The sequence below is a fragment of the Salinicola lusitanus genome, from assembly GCF_003206045.1.
Lineage (GTDB): Bacteria > Pseudomonadota > Gammaproteobacteria > Pseudomonadales > Halomonadaceae > Salinicola > Salinicola lusitanus.
In genome coordinates, this window is the sequence record NZ_PZJM01000001.1 from 165307 (window position 1) to 183810 (window position 18504).

Consider the following 18504-nt stretch of genomic DNA (forward strand, 5'->3'; position numbering starts at 1 on the left):
GCCGACGTGCGCTAGACTACCGCGACAGCTCGTGATGATGGAGCCCGACCATGCCCCGCCCTCCCCGCATATTCTCCAACAGCACCCCCTCGCTGCCTCACGATGACACCGGGCCTCTGGATCAGTACCAGGCAGCGGATACGCTTCCCGACGAGAGCGAAGCTCGCGCTGGCAGGCTCGAAAGCCATGCCGAGAGTTACAGCGACGAGCGCTTCTGGCGGAAGATGACCCGCTTCGGCAAACGCGCCGGCCGCGAGGTGGCGCTGAAGGCGCTGCAGCTCTATTTCGTGCTGAAGCGCCCCGATGTGCCGTTGTGGGCCAAGTCGACCATCATCGGTGCGCTCGGTTATTTCATCTCGCCGCTGGATGCCATTCCCGACTTCATTGCCGGTGTCGGCTATACCGATGATGCCAGCGTGCTGGCTGCCGCGCTGGTGGCGGTATCGATCTATATCGACGAGGAGGTCAAATGCCAGGCGGAGTCCGCCTTGGCGCGCTGGTGGCCCCAGGCCGAACAGCGCTGAAGCGGCCGTCGCGAGCGACGCCCCATTGGCAGTTTTTTTGTACACAAAAACAATCTACAGTAGTTTCCCAAGAGCGGATAAAAACAATCAACGTGGGAGTCGATCATGAGCCTGGATACCGCAGAACGGTCGGATTCATCGCATCAATTCGAAGAAAATCAGGACGCTAAGAAAAACCCGTTACGCGACGTCGACTATTTTCCGCCACTGCGAAAAGCCATCCCTCTTGGTATACAGCACGTGCTGGCCATGTTCGTCAGCAACGCCGCGGTGCCGCTGATCATCGCTGGCGCGGCAGGGCTTTCGGGTGCCGATACGGTGTTCCTGGTGCAGATGGCGATGTTCGTCGCGGGCGTGGCGACACTGGTCCAGACGCTCGGCATCGGCCCTCTCGGCGCCCGTCTGCCCATCGTCATGGGTACCAGTTTCGGCTTCGTGCCGGTGATGATTCCCATCGCCGCCAACCAGGGGTTGCCGGCGGTGTTCGGCGGCGCCCTGATCGGTGGGCTGGCGATGGCGGTGGTGGGGCTCTGCTACAGGCGCTTGAGCGTTTTCTTCCCGCCGGTGGTATCGGGCACCTTCGTATTGCTGATCGGCATCCTGCTGCTGCCGGTGGGGTTTGCCTACGTCGGTGGTGGCGTCGGCGCCGAGGACTTCGGCGCACCACATCATTTGCTGCTGGCGACGCTGGTGTTCGTGGTGACCGTGGCGTTCCACCAGTTCTGCCGCGGCTTTCTCTCCGAGGCCGCGGTGCTGATCGGCATCCTGGTCGGCTGCGTGGCGGCGGCACCGATGGGCCTGCTCGATTTTTCCCGCGTCGCCGAGGCCGGCTGGTTCCAGCTTCCGATCCCCTTCGAGATCGGCCTTGCCTTCGATCCGGCGGCGATCCTGGCGATCACGCTGATGGCCGTGGTCACCTGCGCCGAATCGATCGGCGACATCTCCGGCACGGCGATCGGCGGTGCCGAGCGCGAACCGACAGCGCGGGAGCTGTCCGGCGGCGTCATGGCCGACGGGCTCTCGAGCAGTTTTGCCGCACTGTTCGGCGCCTTCCCGCAGATCAGCTTCAGCCAGAACGTCGGCCTGGTGGCGCTCACCGGGGTCGCCAGCCGCTTTGTCGTCGCGCTCGGCGGCGGCTTTCTGGTTCTGGCGGGGCTGGTGCCGAAGCTGGGAGCCCTGGTATCGGCCATCCCGGCGGCGGCGCTGGGCGGCGCGGTGATCATCATGTTCGGCATGATCGCCAGCGCCGGAGTGAAGATGCTCTCTCGCGCCAGGTTCAACAAGCGCAACATGCTGATCGTCGGCGTATCGCTGGCGCTGGCGATCGGCCTGCCGGCCCAGAGCGGGCTCTACCAGGGCGCCCCGCAGCAGATCGGCGTGCTGCTGGAGTCGGGCCTGATCCCGGGGGCGCTGGCGTCGATCATTCTCAACCTGATCCTGCCCCGGGCGGACGACGAACCCGCCACGAAGGACCCTGCCGAGCCCTGAGCCACCTGGCCGGCCGGCGTCACCGGGGGCTTCCCGACTTCATCCGCGATAAGGACAATCGATCCCCGAACGAGCTACCCTGAACTGGATCTGGTTAATTCGGCAGCAAGGAGCACGCCATGGGTATCTACTGCCTGACCTTCGACAGGCCGCTGGGAAGGATGGATCGTCATCGCCTGGAGTCGATGCTCCGGCGATTCGACTCCATTGCACTGTTCCGCACGACGTGGCTGATCGAGTCGACCGATCCGATCGAATTCCTGCGCTCCCGCTTGAGTCGGGCATTCGGCAAGCAGACTCGCTTTTTCATCACCCGACTGAGCGAACCCTGGTGCACCGACGGTATCGGCCCGGTAAGCCAATGGCTGAGCGCCCCTGAACGGCAGTGGTAGGCGGTCAGGCTTGCGCCGCCTCCAGCACGCCCTGGCTATCCCTGGTCAGCTTGCAACGAACCAGTGCGGCCATCAGCCTGGGGTAGTCCTTGCGTGACACCTTGTTGGCGAGCTTCCCCGCATCGGCCTTGAGCCCCAGCTTGTCAGCCGCCGAAAGTGCTGCCTTGTCGGCGTAGGGATAGCATTCATCCCATACCGCCTGAACCTCGCGCAGGAAGATATCGGCACCGGTACCGCCGATCCCCTTGAACGTCTTGAGCCGCTTGCGCAGGGCTTTCGGGCTGCCCGCCGCCGCTTCCCGCAGCTGGCGCAAATCGCCAGCGTAGGTGTCCAGCAGCTCGGCGTTCATGTCGGCCAGCTGCGTGGCCGTCTTCTCGTCGACGCGGGCGTAGCCGGCTTCGTTGAGCACCCGCGCCCGACTCGCCCAGTCGCTCGCCTGCAGCTTCCGTGGCGTCGTCCAGCCGGCTTCGGCCATTGCCCTGGCGCCTCGCATCGCCAGGTCGGCACTGACCGGCGCGCTGGTCAGCAGCGAATAGCAGAGCAGGCGGAACAGCGGCGACGGCGTGTTCTTGCGCAGGTCGACGCCGAGTTCACTGGCGAAGGTTCGACCGTGACGCTGCATCAGGACTTCGACGATTCGTCTCTGGCGGGCCATGTTGTCTCCTCGAAGCAGTACGGACTTTCAACATGGCAGCAGCGGGCACGCTGTCAAATCGACCGCTGGCTGATTCGCGTGCGCGAGGGCGAGAGGCGGCCTTGAGATCTCCTCCCGGCCACCGCATATTGCGCATTCGCCAGCGTCATGCAACGGAGTCCCATGTCCTTCGACACCACCGCCCACAACCGCCGGATGACCTACTTCGACAAGCACGAGTCGGTATGGCTCTTTGGCTACGGCTCACTGATCTGGAAGGCGGATTTCGACTATCTGGAGCGCCGGCCGGCATCGATTCGCGGCTGGACGCGTCGCTTCTGGCAAGGCTCTCACGATCATCGCGGTACGCCGGAAGCACCGGGAAGAGTGGTGACACTGGTGCCGGAAGACGACGCCGTCTGCCACGGCATGGCCTATCGCATTTCCCCCCGGGTGTTCGAACCGCTGGATGTTCGAGAGAAGAATGGCTACCTGCGCGTGGTGACCGAGATGACGTTCGAGGACGCACCCTCGGGAGAGGTCGAACGGACCGAAGGCGTCGTCTATCTGGCGGGGGAGGATAACGCGGCCTATCTCGGCCCCGCCGAGGAAGCGGCCATCGCGCGCCAGATCGCCGAATCCCACGGTCCCAGCGGTCCCAATCGCGACTACCTGCTCAATCTGGCCGCCGCCTTGCGCGAGTTGGGGTTCGAGGACGCCCACGTGTTCGCCCTGGAGCGCGCGCTGCTCGGTGACTGTCGCTGAGGTGAGCCAGCTATGGCTCGCCTCAGTGGCTGCTACCGGATCGGAACTTCTTGATCAGCAAGACCGCGCCAAGCACCAGTGCACCGGCCAGCAGGCCGAAACCGAGATTCAACAGCATGGGCGTCAGCGGTTGAATGATCGTGCCGACACCCGGGATCTCGCCGGGCGCCTCGGCGAGATCCTCGATGCCGTGGTGAATGAAGGGGATGCCGTGGGTCAGGATACCGCCGCCGACGAGGAACATCGCGATGGTGCCGACGATCGACAGCAGCTTCATCAGGTAGGGTGCCGCCCACAGGATGGCACGGCCGATCGATTGGGCGACGCGCGTGGCACGCTCGGTGAGATAGAGGCCGAGATCGTCGAGCTTGACGATGCCTGCCACCAGGCCATAGACCACGGCGGTAATGGCGACGGCGATGATCGCCAGCACCGCGACCTGCTGCAGGAAGCTGGCGCTGGCCACCGAGCCGAGCGTGATGGCGATGATCTCCGCCGAGAGGATGAAGTCGGTACGAACCGCTCCCTTGATCTTCTCCTTCTCGAAAGCCAGGCGCTCCTCTTTCGACTTCAGTTGCGCCGCGGCCCGCACCGCCTCCTTGCTCGCTTCTCCTCCGTCGTGCAGAAACTTGTGGGCCAGTTTTTCCGCCCCTTCGTAGCAGAGAAACGCGCCCCCCAGCATCAGCAGCGGCGTGATCAGCCAGGGAGCGACGACGCTGATCAGCAGCGCCGCGGGGACCAGAATCAGCTTGTTGCGCAGCGACCCTTTCGCTACCGCCCAGACGACCGGCAGCTCCCGATTGGCACGAACGCCGGTGACCTGCTGGGCATTGAGCGCCAGATCGTCCCCCAGCACCCCTGCCGTCTTCTTGGCAGCGACCTTGGTCATCAGGGATACGTCGTCGAGCAGCGTGGCGATGTCGTCGAGTAGTGTCAGTAAACTGCCTGCGGCCACGAGTCTTCCCCTCTCGATCGATCAAAGCACGGCTGGATGATGCCAAGCGTAGCGGAAACCCTCACCCTCATGTGACGATTCTTGCCAGCGCCTGCTTCACGGACTCCGCCGATTCCGGACGCACGCAGCGCGCGACCTCCTCGCCATCCCGCAGGAAGATCAGCGTCGGCCAGAGCTTGACCCGGAAAGCTCGGCCCAGCGGGCGGCCCTTGCCATCCTCGATCTTGAAGTGCGTCAGGCCTTCGTGGCCCGCGAACGCCTCGTCGATCCGTGGCCGGGCAGCCTGACACCAGGGGCACCAGGGCGCGCCGAATTCGACCACGACAGGCCCCGGGGTGGCACGCAGGGCTTCGCGATCCGGTTCGTCCGTCGTGTAGTGGTTCGTCATGACACTCTCCTGGCCCGGTCTTTTGCAGTCCCGCCAGCACACTGTAGACATGAACGGGGGAAGTTACCGCAAACGCCGACAACATCGCCGGCGCGAGGAGCTCGGGCAAAAGCCCCCCGGCATTCTGCCAGCCAATGGGAGCCAGCCAACGGGAGAGAGCGGGCTCGCACCTCGCTCGATCTGCGGCGCCTCAATCGAGGTCGAGCGGTTTCAACCCGCGGGAGAACGCCTGCCAGCGCTCGACATAGTGCGCGGCCGACGCTTTCAACCCCTCGATCGCCTTGTCGTCCAACGTGCGCACGGCTTTTGCCGGCGCGCCCACGATCAGCGAGTTGTCGGGAAAGGATTTGCCTTCGGTCACCAACGCATTGGCACCGACCAGGCAGTTGCTGCCGATCTCGGCGCCGTTGAGCACGGTAGCCCCCATGCCGATCAGCGTGTTGTCGCCCAGGGTGCAGCCGTGCAGGATCGCGTGATGACCAACGGTACAGCCACGACCGACACGCAGCACGAAACCGGGATCGGTATGCAGCATGGATCCCTCCTGGATATTGCTGCCCGCGCCGATCACGATGCGATCATTGTCGCCACGGATCACCACGTTGAACCAGATCCCCACATCCTCCCCGAGTTCGACCTGGCCAATGACGTGAGCGCTTGGCGCGATCCAGTGACGATTCCGGTCCGGCAGACTCGGTACCGCGTCGAAATAGGCATAGACAGGCATGGGCTCGGCTCCGACGGAAAGAGGCTTATCCTCGCCCGCGCCGGGACCCGCCACCAGCCGACTTTAGCCCCAGAGCGCCTGCTTCCCCAGGCACCTGCCGCCGGTTCGCTCGCCCCGGCAAGCGCAGGCACCGACGCAAAGAGGCCCCGGCATCGTATCGACGCCGGGGCCTCTCGTTCACGCTGGCTGCTCACCCGTTACCTCGCCACGACGCCTGCCCGTCACTGCTAGGCGGATTCGTCGTCCTGCTTGCTCTCGCTGGTAACGGAGGTGGTGACACTGCTACTGCTATAAGAATTCTGGTGCTGGCTGGCCTCGCTCTCCGCTGCCATGGAAAACGGCAACACGGCGGAGACGACGATGGCGGCCAACATCGAAAACAGCTTGTTGAACGCTTTCATGACCACTCCTTCGGTAATGGGATGCCCTGCGACGTTTTGTCGCGAGACCTTGTTAGCATGCTAAACGAAACGATGGCCGTCAAGCACGGAATGGTCGAAAGGAGAGCGTCGCCATGCCTGCCGCGATGACACGCCGACGTTCGGGGTTCAAGGCTGCACCCAGTTCGCGATCTGCAACGTCTCGGGAAGCGACTGCAGTACAGCGGTGAGCTGGCGTGCGTCATCCGACCGGCAGCCGCTATCATGCTCAAGCACCGCCGTTTCACCGTCGCGGCGTATCCAGGTCACCGTGTAGTGGGAGAAATCCGTTGCCCGCGGCCCGCAACGCGGCGTCTCGGCCGTCTTCAGCGTGGTACCCATGGTTGGCTGCCAGGCCGAGAGACGCTGTTTCACCAGCGCAAAACGCTCCGGATCGCCGGTTGTCATCCGCTCGCCCTCGACGGCGGTATAGCGCTCGCCGATGAAGCGTGTCGCGCCATTCTGCTGAAGATCGACACGATAGACCGGGCAAGTTCCATGGCAGGGACCGACCTGGTATCGAATGGCAGTGATGGCCGATTCATGGGGCGCGGCCAGCTCCTGTCGAGCGCATCCGCTGACCGCCAGTACACCAAGTGCCGCGACGAAACAGCGGATTTTCCATCGCATTCGAGTGCTCTCCTTTTTGTCACACCTGAAATTTTTTTAGTTCATCTAGTTTAAAAACAACACTGAAAAGCTTTCAGTATTGTTAGGAAATCCGATGATTCCATGATGGCACGCACGCTCTCGACCTGAATATTAAATTTATAAAATCATCGTTTAAATCCGCGCGGCTTCATGCACTCTGCGACAATTTACAGCGCTACCTCCGCTCCCTAGAATATCGCCCGACTCTCGCCCGCGGCAGATCACATTGTCTGCATCGCAGAATGCTTCAGAACGTGATGTCGGCATCGTCGACACGACACTTTCGTGACAGTCCTTCGATCATGATCCAATCATTTTTTCATCGATGATTGAGGGATCGGTGTGATCGCGATCGACTTCATTCAGGAATCAGGGATCATTCAATGAAACTTTATCGCAGCATGGCGGCAGGAGTAGGCCTGTTGACGATCTCGTCGGCACTGATGGCCGCCGACGAGACACCCGTCGATGTCGTTCTGATCGGTGGCGGCACGATGAGCGCAACGCTCGGCACCTATCTCCAGGAGCTGGAGCCGAACTGGAATGTCACCCTGTTCGAGCGCCTCGGTGAAGTCGCGGAAGAGAGCTCCAACGCGTGGAACAACTCCGGTTCCGGCCACTCGGCCTTCTGCGAGATGAATTACACGCCGCAGCTCGAGGACGGCAGCGTCGCCATCGACCGCGCCATCAAGGTCACCGAGGACTTCGAGGTCTCGCGCCAGTTCTGGGCCCATCAGGTCGACAAGGGCGTACTGCACGACCCGGCGTCCTTCATCACCAGCATGCCGCACATGAGCCTGGTGTGGGGCGACGACCACGTCAACTTCCTGCGCGCACGCTATGCCGCGATGCACCAGCATCCGTTCTACGAGCAGATGGAGTACACCGAAGATCGTGACACCATCCGCCAGTGGCTGCCGCTGGTCATGGACGGCGCCGATGGGGATCAGCCCATTGCCGCGACCCGCATGCCGATCGGTACCGAGGTCAACTACGGCGAGATTACCCGCCAGCTGATCCACTCGCTCGGTGACAACGACCATTTCACGCTCTCGCTCAACAGCGAAGTGCGCGGCCTGGATCGCAATGACGACGGTACCTGGAAAGTCACCGTCGCCGATCTCGCCAATGGTGAAAAGGAACACAGCGTCAACGCCCGCTACGTGTTCATCGGTGCCGGCGGCGCCGCACTACCGCTACTGCAGGCCTCCGGCATCCCCGAAGCCGAGCAGTACGCCGGCTTCCCGGTCGGCGGCCAGTTCCTCTACACCACCAACCCGGACGTGGTCGCCCAGCATCGGGTGAAAGCCTACGGCCTCGCCGCGGAAGGTTCTCCGCCGATGTCCGTGCCGCACATGGATGCTCGAATGCTCGACGGCCAGCCGGCCATCTTCTTCGGGCCGTTCGCGACCTTCTCCAGCAAGTTCCTGAAAAATGGCTCCTGGACCGACCTGTTCGGCTCGATGACCTTCAGCAACACCTGGCCGATGATGGAAGTCGGCATGGACAACTTCAATCTGGTCCAGTATCTCGTCGGCCAGGTGATGCAGTCCGACGACGATCGGATGGAGGCGCTGAAGCAGTTCTACCCGCAGGCGAATCCCGATGACTGGAAGCTGTGGACCGCCGGTCAGCGCGTACAGATCATCAAGAACGACCCCGAAAAGGGTGGCGTGCTACAGTTCGGCACCGAAGTGGTCGCATCGGAAGATGGCACCATGTCGGCGCTGCTGGGCGCTTCGCCGGGCGCCTCTACCGCGCCGCCGATCATGCTGCGCCTGCTGAATCGGGTCTTCCCGCAGCAGGTCGAAAGCGCGGCGTGGCAGGAAAAACTGCACGAGATCATTCCCTCCTACGGCCAGAAACTGGCGGACAACCCGGCGCTGCTGCGCGACCTGCGCCGCCGCACCGCCAATTCACTGGAGCTGGTCGGCGGCGGACCGGAGCCGACCACTTTCGAGCAGGCGGTGAAGGCAGAGCGAAAGGAGGGCGATGCGCCCTCCGAGGCAGCGATCGAACCGAGCGGCCCGGTCGCCGGCGAGTCCCGGACCGATACCTGACACCCGACCCGCGACGCCATGACCCCGTACTGCCCTCCGGCGGTGCGGGGTTTCTTCCTTCAAATCTGTAGGAAGTTCATCTTTTTCTCTCAACTTACTGATTGGAAAGAATAAAAATACCAAACGGCGACCTCCCATCCGCGCCGCCTCTGTCATAGTCATGGCACTAACGCCGCGACCTCATTAAACTGTCGTCCTAGTCGCGTTCGCGCCTGTCCGTATCCATCAGACAGAGAACCTTCATGAAATTGCGTCACGGCATGACATTCGTCTCCAGCCTGCAGACCCAGACTGGCGCCGAATCCGGCGAGACCCAAAACGTCGACGTCGTTCTCATCGGCGGCGGCACGATGAGCGCCACCCTGGGAACCCTGCTCCAGTCACTACAGCCCGACTGGACCATCCACCTCTACGAGCGCCTGGACAAGGCGGCCGAAGAGAGCTCCAACGTCTGGAACAATGCCGGCACCGGCCACTCGGCCTTCGCCGAGATGAACTATACCTCGCCGCAGCCGGACGGTAGCGTCGACATCCAGCGTGCCATCGGCATTACCGAGCAGTTCGAGGTGTCGCGCCAGTTCTGGGCCAGTCAGGTCCGTGAAGGCGTGCTGGCCAACCCGCGCTCCTTCATCAACACCGTGCCGCACCTGAGCTTCGTCTGGAGTGGCGAGCGCGTGTCGTTCCTGAAGACACGCTTCGAGGCGATGCGGGAAAGCCCGCTCTACGCCGGCATGGAGTACTCCGACGATCCCAAGAAGATCTCGGAATGGATCCCGCTGGTCATGACGGGGCGCGATACCGACGAACCCGTGGCCGCGACCCGCATGCCGATCGGCACCGAGGTCAACTTCGGCGAGATCACCCGCCAGATGATGAACTCGCTGGCCCGCCGCGACAATTTCCATCTCTCCGTCAATACGCAGGTGCGCGACCTCAAGCGCAATGCGGACGGCAGCTGGAAAGTCACCGTGGCCAACACCAGCGACGGCGAGAACGAGCGCAGCGTCAACGCCCGCTTCGTTTTCATCGGCGCGGGCGGTGCGGCCCTGCCACTGCTGCAGAAGTCCGGCATTCCCGAAGCCCGGATGTACGGCGGCTTCCCGGTCGGCGGCCAGTTCCTCTACACCACCAACCCGGAAGTGGTCGCCAAGCACGACGCCAAGGTCTACGGGCTGGCGCCGGCCGGCTCGCCGCCGATGTCGGTACCCCATATCGACAAGCGCATCCTCGACGGTACGCCGGCGATCATGTTCGGCCCCTTCGCGACGTTCTCGAGCAAGTTCCTCAAGAACGGCTCCTGGACCGATCTGGTGCGCTCGATCACGCCCAACAACCTGTGGCCAATGACCAAGGTCGGCATCAACAACCTGGATCTGGTGCGATATCTGATCAGCCAGCTTCGCATGTCGGAAAGCGGCCAGTTCAAGGAGCTTCAGAACTACTATCCCGAGGCCAACCGCGACGACTGGAAACTGTGGACCGCCGGCCAGCGAGTGCAGACGATCAAGGATATCGAGGGCAAGGGTGGCACCCTGCAGTTCGGCACCGAACTGGTAACCGGTGCGGAAGGCTCCATCGCCGCACTGCTGGGCGCATCGCCGGGCGCCTCGACGGCACCGTCGATCATGCTAAAACTGCTCGAGAAGGTCTTCCCCGACCAGGTGTCCAGCGAAGCGTGGCAGGCCAAGCTGAAGTCGATGATCCCCTCCTATGGCAAGGCACTGACCGACAACCCGCAACTGCTCTACGACGTTCGCGCCATGTCACGCGAGCTGCTGGAGCTGAGCGAGCCGGATTTGACCACCACGCCGGTGCCAAGCTCGGAACCGGAAACCAGCGGCAGCTGAGCCGAATCGCCACCCTCCGTGAAAAACGCCGCCCGCCCTGGATAAACCAGGGCGGGCGATCCGTTCGACCCATGTCTGGCTTTTCGCCGCTCTATCTCGCTGTTGGCGGCGCCTCCTGCCGGTAGAGCACCATCCCGCCGTGGTGCAGGACGCCATCGATGAAATCGCCATCGGCGGTAAAGCCGGTGTCGTCCCAGTACTCGATGTGGTCGCCGGTGATTTCATATCGGCCCTGGTAGGCACTCTCCCGCGTCCCCCTGGCCTCGTCGTAGCGGCCATTCGGTAGCAGCTCGTGGCGGACGTGACCGTCTGCCGTCGCCCATAAGCCAACGTAGGTTCGATCCGTCATGTCGGTGACCCCCTCGTGATTCTCTGCGGATGCTTGGGCCCCAAAGCCGAGCGCGGCAGCGAAGATGCCGATGCACGTTTTTCGGTAGCCACGGAAATGCCGGACGCGGCCGGTCATGGCCCCGCCTCGACAAGCTGGCGCCGCTCCTCGAACAGCTCGGACAGAGCGACGGATGCCGCGATGGCCGGCGGAAACCCGGCATGGACGGTCGTCAGGTAGATGACCTCCTTCAACTCTGCCTCGCTGACACCGGCATTCAAGGCGTAACCGGCGTGAATCTTCATGTAGGCAGGCTGGCCGAGAGCGGCGAAGACACCGACAGTGATCAGCTGACGCGTGCGATCATCCAGCACTTCGCGGCCCCACACCTCACCCAGCGCATAGCCCTGGGTGGCATCGGCGAGGAAGGGAAACTCCTCGCGCATGGCCTCCAGCGCGGGCTGGGGCTGCCCCTGGTTGAGGCGCTCGATCACTTCTCTTCCCGTCTCCAGGCGCTCCCGCTCGCCGGCGGCATGGGCCGGTTCGAGAGCGAACAGCGCCGCCGAGAGCCACAGCGCCCCGTAGCAACATGATATTCCCAGTGTCGTCGACGTCATCTCGCTTCCTGCCTTTCGGGTGTCCGATCCAGCGGCCAAGGTCAGTAGGGACTGGCCGTGGGGCGCACGATGATTTCGCTGACATCGACGGTGGCCGGCTGTTCGATGGCGAAGGCGATCGATCGGGCAATGGCCTCGGCCGGTATGGCGCCCTGGCGGAAGGTTCTCATCGTCTCCTGGGCAGTCGGATCGGTGATCGAGTCGGCAAGATCGGATTCGGTGACACCGGGGCTGATCACGGTCACGCGGATGTCGCCCCCCACCTCCTGGCGAAGCCCTTCGGAGATCGCCCCCACGGCAAACTTGGTCGCGCTGTAGACGGCCGCGGTGGGCGAGACCGCATGTCCGCCGATGGAAGAGAGATTGATGACCTGCCCCGCCTTCTGGTCCTGCATGACCGGTAGCACCGCCGCGATACCGTGGAGGACACCGCGAATGTTGACGTCGATCATCCGGTTCCACTCGTCCAGCTTGAGCATCTCGAGCTTCGAAAGCGGCATGACGCCGGCATTGTTGATGATGACGTCGACGCGGCCATAGGTTTCCTGCGCTGCGGTGACGAAGCCGCGCATGGAATCGATGGAGGTGACATCGAGCTGGCGCCAGTTGGCCTCGCCACCGCGCTCGCGTATCTCGCCGGCCAGACGTTCGAGCCGGTCGACGCGACGCGCACCCAGCATCAGTCGGGCCCCTCGCGCCCCCAGATGGCGTGCGGTGGCTTCGCCGATGCCGCTACTCGCACCAGTGATCAGCACGACCTTGTCTGTCAGTTCCGTCATGGTAACTACTCCGTCTCATGAAGGGTCGTGCAACGGCACGACCGACGAGGAGCAGTCTATTGAGTAATGACAAAACGATAATCGGGGAACATGTTCATGCGTTATGAAGTTGAATAGACATAATCGGACAAAAGCGGCGACGAGCCCGGGAATCGCTCACCCCTCGGGACCTCGCCGCTTCGACAGCCGCCGAAGAAGCGCCGTGCGATCGACGAGGTGCGGGTCGAGCCACCATGTCAGGTCGTCATTTCTCAGCATCAAAGGTGCGGCGCTCGTCCCGAACCCGGTATCGACATCGGCGTTTTCCCGCAGGATCGTGGCGGTCGGCCGAGAGGGAGCTTGGCGCCAGAAGCCGCCGACCCAGCAGGGTGAAGGGCATGCCGAGGCCGGCTGTCCCCCCACCCCACCATCGGAGTCGAAACCGAAGCCGCCGTCATCGTTGACGGGAAAGGCGCACCGCCTCAAGGCCAGGGAGATGCCCCGCAAGGGCATCAGGCAGGCGCGATGCAGATCCATGCTGACGATACCTTCGTCGTCGCCTCCTGAATCCGGCTCCCGGTCGCCCAGCTCCACATGGACGAAACAGAGCCGAGAACTGTGCGCCGGATCGGGGCACAGCAGGGCCAGCAAGCGGTTACCCGGCATGACCTCGATGGGAAGATCGAGGGCTTCCGAGGGTGCCATCGACAGCAGATACCGCCCCTCCCCCTCAAAACGAGTAGCTGATCCCGCTCTGGAAGGAAACGGCATGGTCGTCCTCGATCAGTGGGCTGTCGGCAATGTCATCGGGATAGTGCTGGTATTCCAGGCCGGCGTAGACAGCCCAGTCCCGATTCAACGAGTAGGCGAGATCGAGGCCGACACCAGGAATGAGCGCGGCATCGGGATAATAGGCGTAGCCGCCATCAAGGCTCTCATTCGTATCGACCCCGAAGTAGTAATCGGTGACCCTGCCGGAGAGATAGGTAACCCCCAGGCTGGGGGTGATTCGCAAGTCGCCTGTCTGCCAAGGATAGGCGTAGTACCCATGGTAGCGCTCGCCCTCGGCGTTGCCCGATATGTCCGTCTGCGCTCGTGCCCCCAGCACACCGAATGGCGTCTTCCAGGCGCCAGCGAGACCGGCGTAATAGCTGCGATCACGATCATCCAGCCGGTCTCGGTCGACACCGGCTGCCGCCAGTTCCCGTCGTCCGAGATCGTCCGGGTCCATCTCCTGTCCGCCTAGCGACAGTAAAGCGTCCAGGGTGAAGGCACCGCTACGATAGAGGTGGACACCACCTTCCGTTGCGTGGAAAAACAGCCGCCGGCCATCGAAATAGATCAGCGGCAGGACGCTGGTGTTCGCGTCGGCACCCGCATAGGCGTCATCGGAGATCGCTCCCATCACTCCCAAGCGCCATTGACCGGCGCCATCATCACCGACCGGTTCGTCCTGCGCCGCTGCCCCAGGAGCCCAAAGTGCGGCGAAAGCGCCGGTCGCAGACAATAGTACAGAGGAAAGTCTCGAGTTCGATGGAACGTACACTGTTTTCTCCCCAACAAAGATAGCTGGACACAAGGCCGCGAAATCATGTTGGAATGAATAGTGGCATGACGATCTTTCCAGGTTATCTCTGCAGTGTTTCCGAACAGACATATCAATCACGAATCGATACATTCGACGCTATCCCGGCGACGGGTAAAAGCGAACCAGAGGAACAGACAATGACGAGACTCCTGGTCGTCGATGACGACATCGACCTTCTCGAGCTCATGACCACTTTCTTCGGTCGCTATGATATCGAGATAGAAACCGCCTCATCCGGCCAGGAACTGGATCGAAAACTGGCAGAGTCCACGTTCGACATCATTATTCTCGATATCATGCTTCCTGGCGAAGATGGCATCAGTATTTGTCGAAGAATGAGAGAGAAGTCTTCGATACCTATTATCATGTTGACGGCAGTATCGGAGACAACAGAGAGAGTCATCGGGTTGGAACTGGGGGCCGATGACTACGTTACCAAACCGTTCGAGCCACGAGAACTTCTGGCGAGGGTTCGAGCGGTTCTCCGGCGGGTAACGGAAAGAACTGACAGCCAAGCATGCTCCTCTTCCTCGCTGCAGTTCAGACACTGGAGGCTCAATGTCGCACGCCGTGAGTTGCGCCGCCCGGATCAAACATTGATTCCCCTATCCGGAGGAGAGTTCGCACTGTTGATGACCTTTCTCAGTCGTCCGGGGCAACTGCTGTCGCGCGATCAACTACTGGACTACACCAAAGGCTCGGCTCATGAGGTGTTCGACAGAAGCATCGATGTTCTCGTCAGCCGGTTGCGCCGCAAGCTGGAGACCGATCCCCGAAGGCCCGAGATCATCAAGACGGTTCGTAACATGGGCTATCTGTTCTCGCCAGCGGTCCATCGATCATGACCACTAGACAGCGTTTCATCGGCAGCCTCAATGGCTGGTTCATCTTCAACGTCATCGTTGCCATATTGATCGCCCTGATCATGAACCTTACCTTCCTCAGGTTCTCCGGCACCTGGGCCAACCCACCGATCCAGGACATCGACCAGCTTGTAGTGGCAGGAAGTATTGCCAAGACGTTCAATTATCTATCGCCCTCTCAGCGGAACGCCCTCAAAGACAAGGTGTCAGGAAACGGAATAAACGTCAGTTGGTTCTCCGACCGCAACGATCTTCCCATACCCACACCGGAAAAGAATGACGACACCGATTCCTGGCCTGAAATCAGAAGAATACTGGACTATCCCGATAGTGAAATCCTGACCGTCGGCCCTAACGAAAAAGGATGGGCATCCTTATCACCTCCACCCGAACAACGATTCTATGCAATCGCGATTCGGCTTGAGGATCACTCATGGATGATGTTCGATACTCCCTCGAAACTCTGGGGACTGAGTTCGACATCACGAGCGCTGGTCACCGGCTTTTTCATACTTGTCTCGACCATCGCCATTTCCTGGTTTTTTGGTCTGAGAGTGGCAAGGCCACTTCGCTCTTTCGCGGATGCCGTCGAGCGTTTTGGGATTGGTGCTCGAACCCAACCACTGGCAATTCGTGGCCCCCTGGAAATCAGGGAGGCGCTCTCCGCATTCAACGCCATGCAGGTCCAGATTCAGCGATTACTGGACGGCCGCATCGAGATGTTTTCGGCGATATCTCATGACCTCAGGGCGCCTTTGACACGACTCAAGCTGCGCAGTGAGCTTGTCGACGACGAACGGCAACGCGACAAGATCATGGCCGACATCGACGAGCTGCAATCCATGGTCCAATCCTGCCTGTCATATTTTCAACTGGAATCCCGCCCCGAGGAAATGACCCGCTTCGAGCTCGGTGAGCTGCTCCACACGGTTATCGACAACTTCCGGGACACCGGCAAGGAGGTTCGTTTCCGACCGGGAGATCGCGTCGTCTACGACGGTCAACCGCTGGCCTTGACGCGAGCCCTGACCAATCTGATCGACAATGCGGTCAAGTATGGCGGCCATGCCGAGGTCAACTTGAGGGTGTCCCATCGCGATGTCGTCATTACGGTCCAGGATCAGGGGCCCGGCGTTCCGCCAGAGAGCCTGCCAAGGCTGTTCGACCCGTTCTACCGGGTGGAGCCGTCACGCAACCCTCACACCGGCGGATACGGTCTGGGGTTGGCCGCCAGCCGTGCCATCGTGCATTTCCATGGCGGCGAGTTGACGCTCGCCAACCGCCAGCCCCACGGCCTGATCGCCACGCTCCGTCTGCCCCTGCACGGGGCGTCCCGTGCGAAGGCCTGACCCGGGTGCTGGCGCCTCAGGCGTTCCGCTTGAGGAAGTCGATGAAGACCCGCATCGCGGCCAGGTGGTGACGCTGGCGCGGGTAGCAGAAGTAGAATCCGTCGAACGGCGCGCACCAATCGTCGAGCATGGTCACCAGGCGCCCCTCGCGGATCAACGGGGCTGCCCAGGCATCGACGGTGAAGGCGATGCCGACGCCGTTGACGGCCGCCTCGAGCATGGCCCGCAGATCGTTGACGATCAGCGGACCATGGACGGCGACCCGAAACCAGCCGCCGTCGCGATGGAACTCCCATTGGTACGGATGCATCTGCCCCGGCCAGCGCCAATTGATGCAGCGGTGCCGGTGCAGGTCGGAGGGTGTGGCGGGCTTGCCGTGGCGCTTCACGTACGCCGGTGACGCGACCACGCAGTGGCGCAGGGTCGCGCCCAGCGGCATCGCGATCATGTCCTGCTCGAGCAGCTCGCCGAGCCGGATCGCCCCGTCGAAGCCCGCTTCGATCATGTCGACCGGCTGATCGTCCAGCGTCAGATCCAGTTCGATATCGGGATACGCCTCGGCAAAGCGGGTCAGCAGAGGTGCCAGATAGAGCTGGTAGCCGACCCGGAAGGCATGAAGGCGCAATCGGCCCTGGGGCCGCTCACCGAGTTCGGCGGCATCGGCGACGGCCGCCTCGACCTCCTCCACCGCCGGCTTCAGGCGGGCCAGCAGTCTTTCCCCCGCCTGGCTCACCCCGACCCGGCGGGTGGTGCGATGAAACAGCCGGACGTCGAGCCTCGCCTCGAGCCCCTTGATGGTCTGGCTCAGGGCCGATGGCGAGACCTGCAGCGCCTCCGCCGCGCGAACGAAGCTGCCCTGCTCGGCAACGGCGAGAAATGCCTGCAGTTCGGCGAACTCATTACCGCGCATCGCCACCGTCGACCACGTTCAGCTTCGACAGCATCTCGTAGGCCGCCTGCACTCGCGCATCGTTGGGATAGTTCCTGTTGGCCAGCATGACCAGCCCGACCTGCTTGCCGGGCACGAGAACCACATAGCCGCCGAAACCATTGGTGGAGCCGGTCTTGTTGATCCAGACGTCATCCCGCGGCGCCTGCGGTGGCTCGATCGCCTTGGCCGCGTTGGGTTTCAGGATCATGTCGTAGCCGTTGCCCGCCAGCAGCGTATCGATCGAGACCGGCAGCGGGTACTGCTCCCAGATCAGATCCTGGGTCATGTCGCCGACCTGGAAATTGCCCTGGCGCGTGATGTCGATCGCCTGCTGCAGGTCGTCGTCGATCTCGAGCAGGCCGAGATTGGCCTGCACCAGCCGGGCCAGGTCGCCCGCGGTGGTCTTGACGCCGTAGGCCTCGTCATCGAGCACCCCGGGCGCCACGCGAATGGGCTCGCCCTGCTTGTCTTCGCCCATGGCGTAGTGCGCCATCTGCGCCTCGGGGACGTCGTACCAGGTATGCTGCAATCCCAGCGGTTCCAGCACCCGAGCCCGCATCGCCGGCACGAACGCCTGATCGAGGCTCGCGGCAGTCTCGACGCCCAGCAGGCCGATGCCCAGGTTGGAGTAGGTGCGTACCTCGCCGATCGCTTCGCTGGGCTGCCACTGTCGGTACCAGGTCATCAGCGAGTCGCGGTCGGTCGCCTCGTCCGGCACGAACAGCGGCAGTCCGCCAGTGGTGTGCGTGCCCAGGTTGCGCCCACTGATCCGGTCGAACGCGCTGCCCTCGAGCGTCGGCAGATAACGGCTGACCGGCGCATCCAGATCGAGCTTGCCCTCGACGGCGGCAAGCGTGGCCAGCGTGGCGGTGAAGATCTTGCTGAGCGAGCCGATCTCGAACAGGGTATCGCCGTCGACCGGGGTGCCGTCGTCACGCTCGGCGACGCCGTAGTTCAGAACCTGCACGCCCTGCGGCCGCACCACCGCCACCGCCATGCCGGGGATGCTCTGTTGCTGCATCAGCGACGCGACGATCGGATCGACGGCACCGCGCACATCGACGTCATCGTCCTCCGCCAGCGCCACACTCGACGAGCCCAGCAACAGCAGCGACACTCCCAATGCGATTCCTTTCATGACGATTTCGGTCCTCGGCAGTGCGCGCCGACAGGCATCGTCGGGCGCGGAAAACGGTGCCGCCAATCATGCGCAAAAACCG

The 18504-nt window shown here is 62.6% G+C and carries 21 protein-coding genes; 8 read left to right on the top strand and 13 right to left on the bottom strand.

Annotated elements, in window-relative coordinates:
• The first annotated feature begins 50 nt into the window (after positions 1-50).
• The 3 genes from DOM45_RS00755 (at position 51) to DOM45_RS00765 (ending at position 2404) form a co-directional block, all read left to right on the top strand.
• Entirely contained in the window at positions 51-524 is a 474-nt protein-coding gene (locus DOM45_RS00755) for a YkvA family protein (RefSeq protein ID WP_110597607.1), read from the top strand.
• Positions 525-629: 105 nt separating this feature from the next.
• Complete coding sequence (locus tag DOM45_RS00760) at positions 630-2012, top strand: uracil-xanthine permease family protein (RefSeq protein WP_110597608.1); 1383 nt, start codon at positions 630-632, stop codon at positions 2010-2012.
• Positions 2013-2131: 119 nt separating this feature from the next.
• Positions 2132-2404 carry a hypothetical protein gene (locus DOM45_RS00765; protein WP_110597609.1) on the top strand — a complete coding sequence of 91 codons (273 nt, stop codon included), beginning with the start codon at positions 2132-2134 and terminating at the stop codon, positions 2402-2404.
• Positions 2405-2408: 4 nt separating this feature from the next.
• Here the strand turns inward: DOM45_RS00765 and DOM45_RS00770 are convergent, their stop codons facing one another.
• A complete protein-coding gene (locus tag DOM45_RS00770) occupies positions 2409-3059 on the bottom strand; it encodes a hypothetical protein (protein WP_110597610.1) in 651 nt (216 codons plus the stop codon).
• A gap of 162 nt (positions 3060-3221) precedes the next feature.
• On the opposite strand from DOM45_RS00770, the gene DOM45_RS00775 reads away from it, so the two are divergent.
• Positions 3222-3803 carry a gamma-glutamylcyclotransferase gene (locus DOM45_RS00775; protein ID WP_110597611.1) on the top strand — a complete coding sequence of 194 codons (582 nt, stop codon included), beginning with the start codon at positions 3222-3224 and terminating at the stop codon, positions 3801-3803.
• Positions 3804-3825: 22 nt separating this feature from the next.
• Here the strand turns inward: DOM45_RS00775 and DOM45_RS00780 are convergent, their stop codons facing one another.
• The 5 genes from DOM45_RS00780 to DOM45_RS00795 form a co-directional block, all read right to left on the bottom strand.
• Entirely contained in the window at positions 3826-4758 is a 933-nt protein-coding gene (locus DOM45_RS00780) for a DUF808 domain-containing protein (protein ID WP_110597612.1), read from the bottom strand.
• A 67-nt stretch (positions 4759-4825) separates the two neighbouring features.
• Positions 4826-5146 carry a thioredoxin family protein gene (locus tag DOM45_RS00785; RefSeq protein ID WP_110597613.1) on the bottom strand — a complete coding sequence of 107 codons (321 nt, stop codon included), beginning with the start codon at positions 5144-5146 and terminating at the stop codon, positions 4826-4828.
• A gap of 190 nt (positions 5147-5336) precedes the next feature.
• Positions 5337-5873 carry a gamma carbonic anhydrase family protein gene (locus DOM45_RS00790; protein ID WP_110597614.1) on the bottom strand — a complete coding sequence of 179 codons (537 nt, stop codon included), beginning with the start codon at positions 5871-5873 and terminating at the stop codon, positions 5337-5339.
• Between the two features lie 227 nt (positions 5874-6100).
• Positions 6101-6274 carry a hypothetical protein gene (locus DOM45_RS19945; RefSeq protein WP_157958313.1) on the bottom strand — a complete coding sequence of 58 codons (174 nt, stop codon included), beginning with the start codon at positions 6272-6274 and terminating at the stop codon, positions 6101-6103.
• A gap of 147 nt (positions 6275-6421) precedes the next feature.
• Positions 6422-6922 carry a DUF6438 domain-containing protein gene (locus tag DOM45_RS00795; protein WP_110597615.1) on the bottom strand — a complete coding sequence of 167 codons (501 nt, stop codon included), beginning with the start codon at positions 6920-6922 and terminating at the stop codon, positions 6422-6424.
• 464 nt (positions 6923-7386) lie between these two features.
• Between DOM45_RS00795 and mqo (DOM45_RS00800) the strand changes: the two genes are divergently transcribed.
• Both mqo (DOM45_RS00800) and mqo (DOM45_RS00805) read left to right on the top strand, forming a co-directional pair.
• Complete coding sequence (gene mqo, locus DOM45_RS00800; RefSeq protein ID WP_425353321.1) at positions 7387-9003, top strand: malate dehydrogenase (quinone); 1617 nt, start codon at positions 7387-7389, stop codon at positions 9001-9003.
• Between the two features lie 242 nt (positions 9004-9245).
• Entirely contained in the window at positions 9246-10850 is a 1605-nt protein-coding gene (gene mqo / locus DOM45_RS00805; protein ID WP_110597617.1) for a malate dehydrogenase (quinone), read from the top strand.
• A 91-nt stretch (positions 10851-10941) separates the two neighbouring features.
• On the opposite strand, the gene DOM45_RS00810 is transcribed toward mqo (DOM45_RS00805), so the two are convergent.
• The 5 genes from DOM45_RS00810 to DOM45_RS00830 form a co-directional block, all read right to left on the bottom strand.
• Positions 10942-11199, bottom strand: coding sequence for an Atu4866 domain-containing protein (locus tag DOM45_RS00810; protein ID WP_110597822.1), 258 nt, complete (start codon positions 11197-11199; stop codon positions 10942-10944).
• A gap of 113 nt (positions 11200-11312) precedes the next feature.
• Entirely contained in the window at positions 11313-11795 is a 483-nt protein-coding gene (locus DOM45_RS00815; protein ID WP_110597618.1) for a carboxymuconolactone decarboxylase family protein, read from the bottom strand.
• Positions 11796-11836: 41 nt separating this feature from the next.
• On the bottom strand, positions 11837-12574 hold the full coding sequence (locus DOM45_RS00820; RefSeq protein WP_110597619.1) for an SDR family oxidoreductase: 738 nt from the start codon (positions 12572-12574) through the stop codon (positions 11837-11839).
• Between the two features lie 156 nt (positions 12575-12730).
• Positions 12731-13258, bottom strand: a complete 528-nt coding sequence (locus DOM45_RS00825) for a hypothetical protein (protein ID WP_110597620.1) — start codon at positions 13256-13258, stop codon at positions 12731-12733.
• 25 nt (positions 13259-13283) lie between these two features.
• Positions 13284-13958, bottom strand: coding sequence for a MipA/OmpV family protein (locus DOM45_RS00830; protein ID WP_157958314.1), 675 nt, complete (start codon positions 13956-13958; stop codon positions 13284-13286).
• A 206-nt stretch (positions 13959-14164) separates the two neighbouring features.
• On the opposite strand from DOM45_RS00830, the gene DOM45_RS00835 reads away from it, so the two are divergent.
• Positions 14165-14986 carry a response regulator gene (locus DOM45_RS00835; protein WP_240612245.1) on the top strand — a complete coding sequence of 274 codons (822 nt, stop codon included), beginning with the start codon at positions 14165-14167 and terminating at the stop codon, positions 14984-14986.
• Positions 14983-16353, top strand: coding sequence for a sensor histidine kinase (locus tag DOM45_RS00840; RefSeq protein ID WP_110597623.1), 1371 nt, complete (start codon positions 14983-14985; stop codon positions 16351-16353). Before DOM45_RS00835 ends, DOM45_RS00840 begins: the two co-directional genes overlap by 4 nt.
• A 16-nt stretch (positions 16354-16369) precedes the next feature.
• On the opposite strand, the gene DOM45_RS00845 is transcribed toward DOM45_RS00840, so the two are convergent.
• Positions 16370-17263: a LysR family transcriptional regulator gene (locus DOM45_RS00845; protein ID WP_110597624.1), complete on the bottom strand. Its 894-nt coding sequence runs from the start codon at positions 17261-17263 to the stop codon at positions 16370-16372.
• Positions 17253-18422, bottom strand: coding sequence for a class C beta-lactamase (gene ampC / locus DOM45_RS00850; RefSeq protein WP_110597625.1), 1170 nt, complete (start codon positions 18420-18422; stop codon positions 17253-17255). The genes DOM45_RS00845 and ampC overlap by 11 nt, the downstream gene beginning before the upstream one ends.
• Positions 18423-18504: the final 82 nt, after the last annotated feature.

What these genes read in the sequence shown, in the direction of transcription:
- DOM45_RS00770 (WP_110597610.1), bottom strand. Translation starts at nt 3,059, where the DNA reads ATGGCCCGCCAGAGACGAATCGTCGAAGTCCTGATGCAGCGTCACGGT.
- DOM45_RS00815 (WP_110597618.1), bottom strand. Translation starts at nt 11,795, where the DNA reads ATGACGTCGACGACACTGGGAATATCATGTTGCTACGGGGCGCTGTGG.
- mqo (WP_425353321.1), top strand. Translation starts at nt 7,387, where the DNA reads ATGGCCGCCGACGAGACACCCGTCGATGTCGTTCTGATCGGTGGCGGC.
- DOM45_RS00755 (WP_110597607.1), top strand. Translation starts at nt 51, where the DNA reads ATGCCCCGCCCTCCCCGCATATTCTCCAACAGCACCCCCTCGCTGCCT.
- DOM45_RS00845 (WP_110597624.1), bottom strand. Translation starts at nt 17,263, where the DNA reads ATGCGCGGTAATGAGTTCGCCGAACTGCAGGCATTTCTCGCCGTTGCC.
- DOM45_RS00775 (WP_110597611.1), top strand. Translation starts at nt 3,222, where the DNA reads ATGTCCTTCGACACCACCGCCCACAACCGCCGGATGACCTACTTCGAC.
- DOM45_RS00765 (WP_110597609.1), top strand. Translation starts at nt 2,132, where the DNA reads ATGGGTATCTACTGCCTGACCTTCGACAGGCCGCTGGGAAGGATGGAT.
- DOM45_RS19945 (WP_157958313.1), bottom strand. Translation starts at nt 6,274, where the DNA reads ATGAAAGCGTTCAACAAGCTGTTTTCGATGTTGGCCGCCATCGTCGTC.
- DOM45_RS00795 (WP_110597615.1), bottom strand. Translation starts at nt 6,922, where the DNA reads ATGCGATGGAAAATCCGCTGTTTCGTCGCGGCACTTGGTGTACTGGCG.
- DOM45_RS00835 (WP_240612245.1), top strand. Translation starts at nt 14,165, where the DNA reads ATGACGATCTTTCCAGGTTATCTCTGCAGTGTTTCCGAACAGACATAT.
- DOM45_RS00840 (WP_110597623.1), top strand. Translation starts at nt 14,983, where the DNA reads ATGACCACTAGACAGCGTTTCATCGGCAGCCTCAATGGCTGGTTCATC.
- DOM45_RS00830 (WP_157958314.1), bottom strand. Translation starts at nt 13,958, where the DNA reads ATGGGAGCGATCTCCGATGACGCCTATGCGGGTGCCGACGCGAACACC.
- mqo (WP_110597617.1), top strand. Translation starts at nt 9,246, where the DNA reads ATGAAATTGCGTCACGGCATGACATTCGTCTCCAGCCTGCAGACCCAG.
- DOM45_RS00820 (WP_110597619.1), bottom strand. Translation starts at nt 12,574, where the DNA reads ATGACGGAACTGACAGACAAGGTCGTGCTGATCACTGGTGCGAGTAGC.
- DOM45_RS00825 (WP_110597620.1), bottom strand. Translation starts at nt 13,258, where the DNA reads ATGGCACCCTCGGAAGCCCTCGATCTTCCCATCGAGGTCATGCCGGGT.
- ampC (WP_110597625.1), bottom strand. Translation starts at nt 18,422, where the DNA reads ATGAAAGGAATCGCATTGGGAGTGTCGCTGCTGTTGCTGGGCTCGTCG.
- DOM45_RS00785 (WP_110597613.1), bottom strand. Translation starts at nt 5,146, where the DNA reads ATGACGAACCACTACACGACGGACGAACCGGATCGCGAAGCCCTGCGT.
- DOM45_RS00810 (WP_110597822.1), bottom strand. Translation starts at nt 11,199, where the DNA reads ATGACGGATCGAACCTACGTTGGCTTATGGGCGACGGCAGACGGTCAC.
- DOM45_RS00760 (WP_110597608.1), top strand. Translation starts at nt 630, where the DNA reads ATGAGCCTGGATACCGCAGAACGGTCGGATTCATCGCATCAATTCGAA.
- DOM45_RS00790 (WP_110597614.1), bottom strand. Translation starts at nt 5,873, where the DNA reads ATGCCTGTCTATGCCTATTTCGACGCGGTACCGAGTCTGCCGGACCGG.